This is a genomic window from Alcanivorax sp. MD8A (assembly GCF_002888555.1).
In the GTDB taxonomy this organism is placed as follows: Bacteria; Pseudomonadota; Gammaproteobacteria; order Pseudomonadales; family Alcanivoracaceae; genus Alcanivorax.
Genome location: NZ_AQOQ01000001.1, coordinates 43,428 through 58,750, shown reverse-complemented (window position 1 = coordinate 58,750; position 15,323 = coordinate 43,428). Strand labels below are relative to the sequence as shown.

The window sequence follows — 15,323 nt, the reverse complement described above, 5'->3', positions numbered from 1 at the left end:
CCAGGTCTTGGGAAATACCCAAGACCTGCGCTACCGGAAAGGGTCGGACGTCTGAGGTCGGACGTCTGACGACAAAAGATAAAAGCGTCCGACGTCAGACTTCTGATGTCCGACCGGCAGAAGAATACGCAAGCGGTGATCACCACCACCAACCTTGTAAGAACGGAATGGAGAGAGACACATGCTGAGCTGGGACGAATTCAATGCGCAAGAGACGCCTGCCGCCAAGCCGCAACCAAAGCCCGCAACGCCGCCGCAATCTGAGACGGTTTCTGACCAAGCGGCATCTGCACCTCAAGCACCGGCACCGGGAAGTGCAGCGGATGCTGGAGATTCAGGAAGCGATGAGCTGCGAGGACGAACCGACAACGCCGTAACCGACGCCGTCGAACGCGCCCAAGCCGCCGTGGCCGAAATGGACGTAGCCGAAGGCGTTGCCGAGCTGGAAGGCACTGCCGGTCGTGTGGAAGTGGACGACAAGCGCATGATCAACTGCCGCGCCGACCTCAACCAGCTGGTACCGTTCAAATACGACTGGGCCTGGCAGAAATACCTGGATGGCTGCGCCAACCACTGGATGCCCCAGGAAGTGAACATGAACGCCGACCTGGCGCTGTGGAAAAAGCCTGACGGACTGACCGAAGACGAGCGCCGCATCGTCAAGCGTAACCTGGGTTTCTTCTCCACCGCCGACTCCCTGGTTGCCAACAACCTGGTGCTGGCCATCTACCGCCTGATCACCAACCCGGAGTGTCGTCAGTACATCCTGCGTCAATCCTTTGAGGAAGCGATCCACACCCACGCCTACCAGTACTGCATCGAGTCCCTGGGCATGGATGAAGGTGAGATCTTCAACATGTACCGCGAGATTCCTGCCGTGGCCAAGAAGGCCCAGTGGGGAATCCAGTACACCCGCGACCTGTCCGATCCGGAGTTCAAGACAGGCACCGTGGAAACCGACAAGGCACTGCTGGAAAACCTGATCGCGTTCTACTGCGTACTGGAAGGCATCTTCTTCTACTGTGGCTTCACCCAGATCCTTTCCATGGGTCGCCGCAACAAGATGACCGGTGTCGCCGAGCAGTTCCAGTACATTCTGCGTGACGAATCCATGCACGTGAACTTCGGCGTAGACGTCATCAACCAGATCAAACTGGAAAACCCGCACCTGTGGGACCAGGCCATGCGCGACAAGGCCACCCAGATGATCCTGGAAGGCACCGAGCTGGAAATCCAGTACGCCCGCGACACCATGCCACGCGGTGTACTCGGCATGAACGCCGCCATGATGGAAGAGTATCTGCAGTTCATCGCCAACCGCCGTCTCGCCCAGCTGGGCCTGCCGGAGCAGTTCAAAGGCGTGAACAACCCGTTCCCGTGGATGAGCGAAATCATGGACCTGCGTAAAGAGAAGAACTTCTTCGAAACGCGGGTGACTGAGTACCAAGTGGGTGGTGCACTGAGCTGGGATTAAATCACCCTCAGATGTGAGTTGCCATTAGAGAGGGCACGTTTGCCATTAGACGGTAACGTGCCCTCTTTTTATATCAATCACTTACTGATTTCTTGCCATTAGAGAGAGCTCAGTACAGCAAGCCCGTACAACAAACATGACCTTACAGAAAAGGGCCCTGCTGCCTGATTCGCAGACATCCACTAATAATTCTAAACTCGCACTTCACCCCGAAAAACAAATAAGTGCATAATTAAAATTCGAGTTTAACCTTCAACATTGTCGAGGAAGAACCTGGCAACGCCAGCCCCAAGTCAAGAAACAGCGGCAAACAACAAAATCATTTAAGTTTCCCAAAGTACACAGAATGGATATCTGGAGATGGTCGCCCGCTAGAGACCTAACGAGCCACTCACTCCGAGAACAATCAAAAGGATCAAGCTGGATGCCAAACAGCAGAGCGTCACATCGAAAAGTCTCCAAAAGCACCCTGTCAATGTACTTACGCACCCGATGCGATAAAGAATTATATTTTTCTCTACATGAGAGACAAAACATCAGTGCTCTAGGGCTCCCTGAACCAGTTAAAAGGCCCGGGATCGGCACGCTCTCCTTAGCAGGCAAAGAATTAGAGCTCGAAAGAAATGACAAAATTGTGGGCGCTTTCGGCAAAGCGGCGGTATATAGCCGCGGCGAAAAAAAATTCAATAACATTGATCTTCAGAGCGCCCTAACCAACCTTCAAGCAACACCGAGCATCATCATCCAGCCGAAATTTTCAGTTGATTCATTCAGAATAAAAATTCTTAGTAATATTGGTGTGCCGTTGAACGATGCACCTTTAATACCACCTATTGCCGACTTCATACCAGATCTTCTTCTAATCATTCCTCCGCAAAAGGGCGATTATGAAGTTTTAATTAATGGATCCAGAGCCAAAATTGGGGATAACGAAAAAAGACAAGCCATAAAGGTTATGGATATCAAGCACACAAGCGAATCGAACCCCAGCTATTGTGCTGAAATAGCGATGTATAGCCTAATGCTTTCAAATTGGTTGGCTAACAACCCTAATCTGAGGGGCAAGTATTATGTGTCCTCTGATGCCTACCTATGGACACTAAAAAAACAAGGAGATAGCGCCCTGGATAGCGCAATCCATGCGAAAGGATCAACTCAAGACTTATTATCTGGGTTAATTAGTGATTGCGAAGAAACGCACCTTTACTACTATCTAGCAACGGTAAAGCAGTTTTTTGAGGATATTGCTCGGGTAATCAGGATAGGCGATGCAGACAAAGATTCCTGGAAGGATTTGGACTGGCATGTAGTTAGCTCGTGCGCGAACTGCGACTGGCTCGGTGACAAAAGACATCTAGGAACATCTACCCATAGCCTTATTGAAAATAACAGAGCGGGGTATTGCATTACTGCGGCCCAAGACTCAGGTCACTTAAGCTTGATTCCGGGCATTACGCGTGGCGCCAAAAAAACCCTCGAACGAGACGCGATTAACAATGCTGCAGCCCTTTCTAACTCAGCAGGCCACCCAGCCCTCCAGAAACATACATTTCTTAAAAAAGAGGCTGCAACCCTTCCAGCAAAAGCTAACGCAATTCTAAACCAACAGCTTGGGAACGATCCCGATGCAGTAATCGCATCACTTGCTGGCTACTCCAACTTGCAGCTGTTTCTTAGCGTTAATTTTGATGCTAGCGCAGGCTTATTAACTGGAATGTCCATTTCCGGACTTACAACAAGCTACACAACCGGAATCGCCCCAAATAGATTCCCGAACGTCGCTTTTGTTGTAGACGAAAAAACACTTGAAGCCGAATGGATAGCACTTGAAGGTTTTTTGACCCAAATTTCCGACTGCATAGAAATTGCCGAAAACAAGCTTGGTGCGAACAACCTTAAGGGGCAGATTCATATATGGGAAAAAAGACAGTTTATCGAGCTATGCAATGCCATAGGGCGTCACCTCCCCAGGGTTCTGGAACTAAGTAACCGAAAAACGAGAGCTCTTGTTTGGATTTTCACACCAGAAGATTTAGTCACTACTCCCCGCGCAGTGGAGACAGCTACAGTCGTTATAATTGAGGATATTGTAAAAAGGATGGTGTTCACACCAACACCTCACGTCATCACCCTATTTGATACAGCCGAAATATACAACAGATCACAGTACAACCCCTCCGTGAGGGATCCTTATTATAGAGAATATTTAAGCAATGGCATTCCACGAGAAAGAATTTATGAGATATGGAGTAACTCACCACGCATAAATCGCGGGCCGAATGTTATTCCTAGAAACAATCTCATCTCTGACTTCTCGGATGCTCTAAAAAGACAGTCTCGGTCGCTTCAGTCAGTGTGTGAAAAGTTAAGAGAGGATTATAGAGGTTCTTTCAAAGCCGTAGCACCCAAAATACCCACATCCACGCCAAGGGGAGCAACGGGAGTAGCTTTTGATGCAAAGCTTTGGATTTGGTGGGACGAACTTAATTTCTTAACATCACAGCTAGAGTCACATTTTCAACAAGTTCTAGAAGGAGCTAGGCTCGAAGCCACATACGAAGCCATCATCCTTAAGAACGGTCATTACATAGGTGATGAAAAATACCGCTTTGATGTTGCAGCAACGTCAGCCGAAGCAAAATTCAAGAACGATAGCATGCTAACCCTTGGAAAACTTGGACGACCAGGATTCCCCCTGGAAAATGTTAACCAAATTATATCCCCTGACGCACTACCATACACAGGAAACCAACCACCTCAGTACATGCCACTTTGGTCGGTACTGTCTGCTCGCCTAGTTGAATTTGACCGGCTCAACCTAACTGCGACTGTCAAACTATCGTTTTGGAGTGACCCTGATTTCATTCCATATCTGATAGAAAATTGTACAGAGAATTTACTGGATGACGTTTTCTTGCTAGAACCGAAAAGCCCGAAGGCATTCAATTGGGCGAATACCAGCTCCAAAATCCTAAGAGAAATTGGAAACCCTCCAATTGCTAAAAATGACGAGAACGCTGCTGCAGCAATGGGTTTAACCCCCCCGAGAAGACAAACCAGAAATAGCAACAATACGCCCGCTGCGGAAGTCTTATGGGATGCAGCAACCCCATACAATAAATCTATACTCTCAACAGAATCTGCTGCTAAAATTGCGGCCATAGCTGAATCTGCCGGCGCCCTAAATCCTTCTCAAAAAACAGCAGTCCAACGCTCAGCTGAGAAAGGACTAACTGTAATCTGGGGGCCTCCAGGCACAGGAAAAACGAAAACACTGGCATATTTGATTTATGCTATGTCTAAAACATATAGCTCCGCTGGAAAGCCCTTAAAAATTCTTGTCACAGGGCCAACTTATAAAGCAGTTGAAGAGGTTATAGATCGAACATACAGGGCTTTAGTTGAAGACGAAGAGGTTTTCTGCGACATCAGTTTCGGATACTCTGGTTCAAGAACCTCTGGAAGATTAAACTTACAATCATCTGCGAGCCTTGATTTTTCAAGCTTTTCATTTGATAACAATGACCCTGGCTACATACATTGCCTAGAAAACCTAAAGGGCGACTCAGGTGTTCACATCGTAGGATCTCAAATAAGGCAAGCTCGCCGATTATCTAGCGGAACCAGCGAATCAGAAAGATTGATTAATGACGTTTTTGATCTTGTTATCATAGACGAAAGCTCTCAAGTTCCAGTTTCCAATGCGCTTTCAGCACTTTGTGGATTAAAATCTGAGGGTCGCCTAGTAGTTGCCGGTGACGACCTCCAAATGCCACCAATCAGCGCTGTCGAAGCTCCCGCCGATGCAGCCTATTTGATCGGAAGCATTCAAAACTACCTTGTTTCCAGAGATTTCGGTGAAACAATAACACCATGCATTCTAGATCAAAATTACAGATCTGCTGGTGCGATAGTTGATTTTGCAAAAACAATTGGGTACCCAGAGGAACTTACGGCTGTGTACCCAAATACCTCTCTGTCATTCACGCATCCGATTCCGAGCGAATCCGATTACCCCAGCCAACTTCCTTGGTGCGACCAATATCAAGAGTTACTTGACCCAGATAATCAAGTTGTAGCACTGCTACACGATGACGAAATATCATCTCAAGGCAATCACTTTGAGGCGAAATTGGTTGCAGGAATAGTTTGGAATCTCAGGCAAGTTATAAGCCCAAGCTTAAAAGGAAGAGGAAAAGATGAACAACTCGCACTCACGGCCGATACATTTTGGAATGACTGTGTCGGCATTGTTACACCACATAGAGCTCAACGGGCATTAGTAATTCGAGAACTTGAAGAGCTTTTCCCCCAAGAAAAAAACCTCATCTCTGAAGCTGTTGACACAGTAGAGCGCTTCCAGGGCGGAGAGCGCCATTGTATTATCGTCACTTATGGCGTGGCTGACGTTGATGTAATTTCAGGTGAAGAGGCCTTTTTGCTACAACTAGAGAGAACCAATGTCGCCATTTCCCGCGCCATGGCAAAATGCATCGTCGTAATGCCTATGTCCTTAGCGAAACACATACCAGAAGACAAAAAAGCTCTTGAAACAGCACATGCATTAAAAGGATATCTTGATGATTTTTGCAACAGAAGGGTCGATTGCAAATTATCAACTCAAGATGGAGATAGGGCTGGTCAAATTAGAATTCACAACCAACCATAAAGATGAACAAATTATCTAGCTCAGCCCGATACAAGTTAAACGCCGTGTGCCCTTATTACACGATGTTTCCTCTTGAATTCCCGGTCACCATTCTAAAAAATGCCGATAGGGAATCGGTTATCTTTGATCCATTCTGCGGGAGAGGAACAACTAACTTTGCTGCTCAAACTTACGGCATGAAGTCATATGGGTTTGACTCGTCACCCATAGCAATTGCTATTGCAAAAGCCAAACTGTCTGTAACTAATACGGAATCAGTTCTAAACCTGCTTGAGACTATTTTACAGAAACCTGACGTAGACACCCCTACAGGAGAATTCTGGAGCTGGGCATTTCACCCCAAAACACTTCAGGATGTTTGCAAACTAAGACACTATTTAGCCGAAGAGCAGGAAACTGATACATCCGTAATGCTTAGGGCAATTGCTCTTGGCTGCCTGCATGGGCCTTTAACCAAAAACACAAAGTCACCGTCTTATTTTTCAAACCAAATGCCCAGAACATTTTCTTCAAAACCAGCTTACTCTGTAAAATACTGGAAAAACAACAACCTACCTCCAAGGCATGTTGATGTTAGAGTCCCGATCACGAAAAAAGCAGAAATGGTTTTAAGGCACTCCGATAAAAGCGAATCCACCCCCGCAAACATAATGTGCACAGATAGCCGAAAAAGCAGCAGCTACAGCTGCATTGATGAAAATATTGATATTGTCATATCATCCCCGCCCTACTACGGGATGCAGACATATGTTCAAGATCAATGGCTGAGAAACTGGTTGATCGGTGGATCCGAGTATGTTGACTACGACATTAGCACTCAGCTATCCCACGGATCACCTGAAGATTTCTCCCAATCGCTCGCAGATGTCTGGAATAACATATCTCAAAACGCCTCCCCTGACGTAAAAATGGCGATTCGCTTCGGCGGCCTAGGCTCGAGAAAAGGGTGTTATGACACAATCATCAGGCAATCTTTAGAAATGGCAAATGCCCATTGGGCCGTTTATTACAGCCGAAGTGCAGGCTCTTCATTCCAAGGGAAGCGGCAAGCGACGATGATGGGAACACGCGGAAGGTCAAACCCAATCGACGAGAAGGATTACTTTATCAGACTGTCCTGACTACAAGCATAAGTAGGCTCTCGCTATGCGATCCCTTGGCTCGCTCGCCGCCACCCCATAAGAACACACCCCCTAATCCTGAGGAGTAAACAAACCCAAACTTCGCTTGTAATCCTCATCCTTCCCGGCCATTTCGCACAATATTTTCAACCATGAGTCATATCTCTCCGTAGCATATTCAGTTAGATTCGATGCCTGATCTATCACCTCACATCTAGCATCTCTATACCTTAAAAGAGCATCATTAAACATAAAGGCGGGAACAAATCTGATAAATCCTCCTCCACCACAAGACACTATTCCAGCCAACTTACCTTCACCAACATCGTCACCCAAAAAGAAAACTCCTCCCCCGCTCATCCCATTAACCTCATTATGGGATTCATCAACGACCATCGTCCCACCAACTGCATCACCCGTAAAAGAGCCAACCACCACCGACAAATTAAAAGCTGTTGACTGGTTGTAAATAGGATCACCTTCTATGTTGTCATAATAATTGCTGCTCTCCGGGTACCCAAAGCAAGACAAAATCTGCCCCTCATAAAATTCTTCTTCTTTCAAAAAATCATCATCACCCGAAACTTTTACGAAGTTCTCTGGCAGATCCTGGGGGCCTACAGGAGGAAAAAATTCGATCAATGCAATATCCTGAGGATCAAATGTCTCTCTCTCAGCGTCAATCAATTCCCCTATATACCAAACCCTACGAGCCATCAAGAAATCTTGCAGCCCACTGAATTTAGGCGAAAATTCTTTAGGCACCCAAACATGCGACTCATTCCTCATCTCTTCCGGATACATTCTGTCTAGATTATGCCTGGCTGTAAGAAGGAAGAATCTAAAGTCCATATAGACCAGTAAGCCAGAACCAACACCAGACATAAAATCAGAACGAAAGAAACCTCTCTCGACAATGCCTTCATCAGATACGTTGTAGATAATCCTTCGTGTTGCTTTTGCAATTTCACAAAACTCACTTTCTTTACCCATTAGCACTCCAGCCAAAGTTTTTATGCGCTGATGTCGATCTCGAAGCCCTGCCTAAAACGACAGTCGATCATCTCAATTTCAGCCCTCAAGACCTCTATTTCTTCACACCTCTGCCGCCAGCGCTGAACCCACTGCAGCTGTTCCGGCAGAGACAGGCAAGGCACCTCAAAATCCTTCAGACCCCCCTGGTTCACAACCTTGCCAGTTGCACCTGACGCCCTCTCTCGAAAAAAATCCTGGGCCGAATCAGAGTTCAGCACCAGCGCCAGAAACCCTGGATCCAGCCACTCAGCATGCGACCTGATCAGTATGAAATGCTGATGGGCGATAGCTGGCGGGCCTTCAGGCACCCCCTCTACCCGATAGGCCGGGTGCTCCTTGCCTATCGCCTGGAACAGCACATCCCCATCCTGCAGGTAGCGGAGCTTTCGCTTTGGCGGCAAAGACGTACGCACCACGCCCTCCCAATCAATGGACAGCCGCTCATTCCCATTGGCAAGGCGCACTATTCGGACATTTCCATCAGGATCTGGCTTCACCGAACCCTGCACGGCAAATCCCAGCGAGATCTCAGCAAGATCGCCCAGTTTTTGCTTCATATCGCACAACTCATATTTTATATACTAGAAAATATATATTTTTATCTGCCAAATATCCACACGATAACGAACTTTAGAAGAAGTTTATGTTGACAACCAAAGCCGCAAGTGATAGGGTGTGGAAAACTGAGGCAACTATCCCTCGGCATATTAGAGAACTTAAAGACGATGAAGATACGAATACGCGTTAGCTAAAACGCCGTCGTACATCGGCGGCGCTCACTCTGGCATGTAAATGACTTGGAGCCCCGTCGATGACTTTATCGTCAGCGAAGCGCACCCGTGCGCCCAAAAGAAACACCAGCCACCAAAGTGTCTTCCCTGTCGAAGACATTCATAAGGCTATTGAATCCGCTAGGCGCTCGCCGCAGTTTCGCATTCCCCATGGCCGCCAAGGCGGCCCAGCCAAAGTCCTCCACTCCTCTCAAAAAGCCAGGAAGATGCTAGGGGACGAGAAGGACTACCTAAACATCCTAGAAGGTCGACTCGAAGCCGACTACTGCCTGACACTGGAGTTTGACCCCGAAATCGAAGTATATGTCTGCCAGCCCTGCAAACTGCTGGGAGGCTTAGAGCATGGGTTCACCTCATTTACTCCCGATCACATCGTTTTTCCACACAGCGCTCCTGCCTACGTGGTGGACTGCAAACCCAAACAAGTCGCAGAAGCCAGAATTCACCGCGACCGCCATGCGGTTCTGCGGCAGGCACTAGCGGCGCAAGGGGTCGAATTCCGTGTCGTCACCGATGAGGTTATTCGCATTCAGCCACGACTGGACGCCTACCGCTTTCTCTACGGATACCTCTCCGCCCCAGAGCATGACCTAAACAAATCAAAATTCACCCTAGAGCGTGAACTCAAGTTCCTAGGCGGCACAGCACAAATGAAGGAACTAAGACACCTGGGGCAGGACACTGTCCGTCACGGCATGGCCTGCGGCCTCGTTTCAGGCTCAATCGTGGCTTCATTTTCAACCACTTACGGCCCCAATTTCGAAATTTCCCTCGCTTAATTTAAGGAGAATTGCAATGGAAAGCACCAAAGCCAAGATTACCGATATCAGAGTTGGCTCTCGAGTGAACATTGATGGTATCGACTGGGAGTGCACCTACCTGGATGCGGGCGGCGTGGATGCTGTGCGCCTTCGTCAGGTCAATGGCAATCAAACGAGGAGCATTCCACGTTCGCACTTGGCTGAACTACGCGAAGAAGGCCGAGCAACCCTGACTCGCCATGTCGTACCGCATAAGCAAACACTGATGGATGCCCATGATCTTTCACCATCTGAAAGGCGAGATTTCGAACGGTGCTGCGCAGGTGTAAAAATCTCAATCGCACATAGTGGCTGTAGCAAGCAGATGGCCTACAAGGAATTCCTTAAATTCTGCAAGCGCCAGAACAAAAAATTCTTACGTAAGCACAAGCTGGATCCGAAGCCACCCCAAAAGCTTGCCACGGTTGAAAAGTGGCGACGTCAATTCATTCAATGCGGCGATTTCAGCTGCTTTATCCGGAGAGATAGCCGGAAAAACTATCGAGCAAGACAATACCCTAAGCACATCGAAAATCTAGTCACCAAAGTGATTTTAAATAGCTACAGCTGCGATCGCAGGCCACGCATGACAAAAGCCTATCGAACTCTTCTGGCCGAAGCTCAAGCAGAATTCAATGTTGGAGTCGTCGAAGCAAAAGCCTTGATCCCGTCATACCGAACATTCGTACGAAGGATTGAGGAGGCAGATCATTATGCAGTCATGACCAAACGCATCGGCAAACATCAACTTAGAAAGCTAGCCGGATATGGAAAGCATATTGGTTCACCAGATTTTATTGGTGGTCGAGTCGAGATGGACTGTACCAAGGCAGATGTAATGGTAAAGGACGACAGGCTAAAACTCTGCTACCGCCCTTGGCTGATGATCATGATCGACATCCGCACCCGCTGCATCATTGGCTGGGATTTATCCTCTACGGCCCCTAGCGCGGCAAAGTTTACGAGAGTCTTCAGACAAGCCATTGGCGCTGACGGTTACCCATATCGCTGCGTTCCTTCAATGCTTGTGGTCGATAATGGCGCCGAGTTTGTTAACAAAAGCGTCAAGACAGAGATCCAGACATTTGGCACTCGAGTCGAATATGCAGCCCCACGATCGCCAACCATCAAAGCGTTCTGTGAGCGCCATTTTGGAACATTCAATGAGTATTTCTTCCATTTACTGGCAGGCACCACAAAATCCAACCCCAAGGATCGAGGCGACTATGATTCCGCGAAAAAAGCGATTTACACAATCGAAACACTAAATAAACGTTGGGAGCAGGCCCTTAAGGTCTACCACAATGAATATCATAGTGGCCTTGAAGATATTCCTGATCGGTTCTGGCAGGAAGAAGTGAGCACACCAGAATTCGAGCCGCGTACGCTTCCATACGAAGAAGCACAAAAATTTGGAACCAAATCAAAAATGGTTCGAATTAACGGTAGCCGAGTTCGCCTGGACAACCTTTTCTGGACATCTCCAAGCCTTCCTGAACTCGACATGATGATGCGAAGAAGAGCTTCCGTTAGAGCAGACTCTAACGGACACTCACCTAAAGTTCTTCTCCGCTACAACGAGCATGATCTTACTCATGTTTTCGTCTCAGACCCTAAGGATCCTCATTCGTTCATTATCTGTGACCCCTTATATCCGGATTACCAAAATGGATTGACAATGGATGTCCACTCCAAGGTACAGGACTGCAAAAGAGCGAAACGCCGATCCCTCGTAGATCATGCAGATTTGGTAGGTCTTAGATACCAGCTAGAAACGGATATTGAGGGTGATGCTCGAGCGGGAAGATACACCAACCGCAAGAAGTCTCAGATGCGTGATTCCGCTGAGCGCTCATCAAAAGCCAATTTTCAATCTGATACTGACTACACCGATTTTATTGATCACTCGAACTCTGAAGACAATCCTGCTCTCGACGTCTTCGACGATCCACTTGATTCATATGAAAACTACTGAGGGAACTTATCCATGAGAAAGATCAACTTTACCGCCGTTAACACCCTGTCTGGACGTCGCATCAAACATCGCGATTACAGAAAATGCCTATCACTCCTCGAAGAGCTTTATGAAGAGGCTGACGTTCTTGCAGAAACTCCTCAGCGAACTCCTCCTGAGGGCTCAACGTATGTGGTTACTGCCGAAACGGGCGTTGGAAAGACCACCCTTCTTACAGATTTTGTTGCCGACCATCCCGCTCATGCAATTGAAACGGAAATGGGCACGCAGTGGAGAGTTCCTGTCGCCTTAATCAGAGTTCCCCCTGCATGCACCCTAAAGGGGTACATCTTTGAGATCTGCCACACCCTTAAGGTAGCAACCACTCGGGAGAACACCACAAGCCTCCTGACGCGCAAAGCAATTGACGGCCTGAAGAACGCTGAAACTCGGATGCTAGTCACCGATGAGACCAACATCATTCTTGAAAGCGCGAGTCAGAAGGAGATTATCCACATCAGGAACTTTATCAAACAGATTATCGATGAAGCCCAAATCCCTGTTGTCTTCTTCGGTCTACCTGCTGACTGCAATGAGTTCTTTAACAATGACTCCCAAACTGCATCTCGCATTGTGAAGAACATCTCACTGCAGGAATTTCATCCACCTAATTCCACTGATTCGCCAATGCACAAAACCGCTGAAAGGTACCTTCAATATCTCAAGGACGACTGCGGGATCAGCCTTGCGGATGATGTCAAAAGGATTGAGTTCTCACAGCGGCTCTATCTTGCCTCAAAGGGCATGATGCGGGAAATCCATCAGATCATCATTGAAAGCGCCAAGTACGGCATGAGGAAAGGTAAAACCACCCTTGCACTAAGCGATTTTCACGCTATCTGTCGCACCCTGAAACTTGACAGTAACGAGCAGCCATTTACCGCTGACCGAAAAGCCCTGGTAGCCCTAATGGCTAAAACCCTAGCCAAGAAGAAGGCCGCTTGACCATGACCAATCTCGCCTTTCTCCCCAAAGCGCTGCCGGGCGAGAGCGCCGGCAGCTTGCTGCTGCGCCTGAGCCAGGCCCATACAGAGCGACCTTCCGCGCTCCTTATGGCGCTTGGCCATAGCAACTGCTCCATTCAAGGGAGTATCCGCAAGCTGTACTGTGGCCTCCCTACACCTGTCTTATCGCTGGTGAATACCCAGAATTGGGCTCCGTCCAAGTCCACGACTGCCCTCGCGAAGGCGCGAAACGCCAAGAAGTGGCTGGAGTATCTGCATCCATCGGTATGCCCGGATTGCGCACAAGAAGGCTGGCTTCCGGATACCCATGATTTTCACCTTATTACCTGCTGTACCAGGCATGGCAAGCAGCTCCGCACGCACTGTAATCACTGCGGAGACCCCGTGCGGTGGAACCGCTTTGGGTTGAACCGGTGCCACTGCACCAAAGAGTTTGGTGATACCGAGGAGGCGAGCCCGGCCGAACTCGCGGTTGCCCGCCAGCTCGAGGAGTGGATCAGAAGCGGAAAAACAGACGCGCTGGCAGCCTACCAGGAACTGGAAGCGCTCCTGACGGAACGCATTTCTGCTGAAGAATGTTGGGCAGAGCCTGCCATTAGCTGGATCCTGGGAGATCCCCTGCCGGCAGCCAAACGGCTCAACGCATACCTGACTGGAGCGGCCCCATTAGGATCTCGAGCGCTTGTCGCAGCCCTCTCTTCAGCTTCTTCTCCACGACTTCAGCAGGCCTTACCCCAACTGCACGAGATGCTCGACAGCCTGCCTGATACCCATCACCCGGAATCCCTGCCAAATAGCTTTCATCTTGGCCACACGGAACTGCGCTTCGCACTTGGTTGCAAAGCCCTCACCGTAGAGATGCTGCTCAAGAATCAGGTGCTGGATAATACCCTGGCGAAAAGATCTCTGACGCAGCGGCAGGTTTTTCTGCCTGAGCTAAAACGGCTGTATAGCTGCTATACCCCCCAAACGAGCCCAAAGACACATAGCCTCACACTGACTCAGCTCGCAGCAAGCACCAAGCGCAAGACCCATGAGCTGATCTCAGACCTGCTGGCCGGTGACCTTACTGCAGCACCCGCCGATTCCTGGAGGCTTGAGGACTGGCGAGTTGTGGCACCTGATGGGTATACCGATGATGTCCCGGAGGGGTACTCCACCCTGGCTATGGCGCAATCCATTTTGGGTGTGAACAGCCAGTATATCGCTGGATTCAGGCGATCAGGCTTGCTCACAGGGCACCATCAGCGCAATAAAAACAATCGGTACTTGTACAAGACTGCTGAGCTGCATGCATTCCGGGAAAAATACATCTCTGCTGGAGACATTGCTTCTCTGACCAGCAGTTCAGTGACCGTTATCACCGACAAGCTGCGCTTTGCCGGCATTCAACCCGTCAGTGGGCCCGGGATCGACTCCAGTCCGGTTTTCCTATTCCTTCGACAGGTCATCGAGAACGAAGACCTCAGTGCAGTGCTCTCCATCAAGGAGGGCTACTCCACCTCGGGCCGCAGACCCAAGTCCGCTCCCAGAGTGGATAGCAGCCTTTGGATGACTGGCGGTGAGGCCGCAGAAGCACTAGGACTCACTGCCCAGCAGCTCTATCAGCTGGTAGATAAGCAAGACCTCGTGGCAACACGTCCAGAGCATGCCTCCTCCAAAGTAAGTAACTACTTCCTTCGCAAGCAGGTCAGCAAGATGAAGGGGAAGCTGGCTCGCATGGTGACGGTGGATGACCTCGCAGTTAAATGCGGGGTTACCCCCAGAAGAGTCTTGGGCCGTCTTTGGCGATTGCTCAAAACCAAGCCATTAAATTACCAGGGGGCGGCCTGTATCGACCATAAGGAAGCCGCAATCCTGGAGGTGCATTTCTCCCGGTACTGGGACGATCAACAGGCCGCCGCATTTCTGGGGGCTACCGCAGCGGACATCCATAACTGGAAACGGCTAGGCCACCTTACCCCTCTACCTGAAGGACACCCTGGCTTCCTTGAGAATCGCGTTCTGTTTGATTGCGAGCAAATCAAGACATTCAGGAGGCCGGGATGAGAAAGGTACCCACCACCCTGGAGCAATACGAGGAGATCGTGGCCCATTTATACAGGGAGTTCCCGACGCTACTCAGCTGGGAAAGCGGGGTTTTCAACCTGCGATTCTATGCCAGTTTCACGATTGATCCTTGGTGGTTCCCCCCTGTCTGGCAAATGCTTGAGAACCTCGCTGCGCTTGACTCAATGAACCTGATTGACCCACCCATCTTTAGAGACTTCAAAGATAAGCGAGGGCTGCTTTGTATTTACTACGACGGGGGTGACGAGCTGTCAGAGATGCTGATTGAGGGTGTCGAGAAGCTGATAAATCGTCGCTAGAAACTCCCTTCTGAATCAAAGACTAACAAGCGAGCCAATTACTTTTAGGTTTATTAAGTCATTGTTTTAATTGGATTATTTGACT

General features: G+C 48.9%; 10 protein-coding genes. 8 read left to right on the top strand and 2 right to left on the bottom strand.

What is annotated here, in order from left to right; translation table 11 throughout:
* Positions 1–181 precede the first annotated feature (181 nt).
* The 3 genes from A15D_RS00215 to A15D_RS17105 all read left to right on the top strand — a co-directional run bounded on the left by A15D_RS00215 (position 182) and on the right by A15D_RS17105 (position 7,264).
* Positions 182–1,474, top strand: coding sequence for a ribonucleotide-diphosphate reductase subunit beta (locus tag A15D_RS00215; protein ID WP_102790287.1), 1,293 nt, complete (start codon positions 182–184; stop codon positions 1,472–1,474).
* A gap of 475 nt (positions 1,475–1,949) precedes the next feature.
* Positions 1,950–6,143 carry an ATP-binding protein gene (locus A15D_RS00210; protein ID WP_158245768.1) on the top strand — a complete coding sequence of 1,398 codons (4,194 nt, stop codon included), beginning with the start codon at positions 1,950–1,952 and terminating at the stop codon, positions 6,141–6,143.
* A 2-nt stretch (positions 6,144–6,145) separates the two neighbouring features.
* Positions 6,146–7,264, top strand: coding sequence for a DNA methyltransferase (locus A15D_RS17105; protein WP_146026820.1), 1,119 nt, complete (start codon positions 6,146–6,148; stop codon positions 7,262–7,264).
* A 72-nt stretch (positions 7,265–7,336) separates the two neighbouring features.
* Here the strand turns inward: A15D_RS17105 and A15D_RS00205 are convergent, their stop codons facing one another.
* On the bottom strand, positions 7,337–8,257 hold the full coding sequence (locus A15D_RS00205) for a hypothetical protein (protein ID WP_102790285.1): 921 nt from the start codon (positions 8,255–8,257) through the stop codon (positions 7,337–7,339).
* Between the two features lie 20 nt (positions 8,258–8,277).
* Positions 8,278–8,856, bottom strand: a complete 579-nt coding sequence (locus A15D_RS00200; protein ID WP_102790284.1) for a restriction endonuclease subunit S — start codon at positions 8,854–8,856, stop codon at positions 8,278–8,280.
* 254 nt (positions 8,857–9,110) lie between these two features.
* On the opposite strand from A15D_RS00200, the gene A15D_RS00195 reads away from it, so the two are divergent.
* The 5 genes from A15D_RS00195 to A15D_RS00175 are packed head-to-tail and all read left to right on the top strand — an operon-like array spanning position 9,111 to position 15,238.
* Positions 9,111–9,869 carry a hypothetical protein gene (locus A15D_RS00195; protein WP_102790283.1) on the top strand — a complete coding sequence of 253 codons (759 nt, stop codon included), beginning with the start codon at positions 9,111–9,113 and terminating at the stop codon, positions 9,867–9,869.
* Between the two features lie 16 nt (positions 9,870–9,885).
* Positions 9,886–11,865, top strand: coding sequence for a DDE-type integrase/transposase/recombinase (locus tag A15D_RS00190; RefSeq protein ID WP_102790282.1), 1,980 nt, complete (start codon positions 9,886–9,888; stop codon positions 11,863–11,865).
* Positions 11,866–11,877: 12 nt separating this feature from the next.
* On the top strand, positions 11,878–12,849 hold the full coding sequence (locus tag A15D_RS00185) for a TniB family NTP-binding protein (protein WP_102790281.1): 972 nt from the start codon (positions 11,878–11,880) through the stop codon (positions 12,847–12,849).
* Between the two features lie 2 nt (positions 12,850–12,851).
* Positions 12,852–14,918 (top strand): TniQ family protein, encoded by a 2,067-nt coding sequence (locus A15D_RS00180; protein ID WP_102790280.1) that lies wholly within the window; start codon positions 12,852–12,854, stop codon positions 14,916–14,918.
* Positions 14,915–15,238 (top strand): hypothetical protein, encoded by a 324-nt coding sequence (locus tag A15D_RS00175; RefSeq protein WP_102790279.1) that lies wholly within the window; start codon positions 14,915–14,917, stop codon positions 15,236–15,238. The genes A15D_RS00180 and A15D_RS00175 overlap by 4 nt, the downstream gene beginning before the upstream one ends.
* Positions 15,239–15,323: the final 85 nt, after the last annotated feature.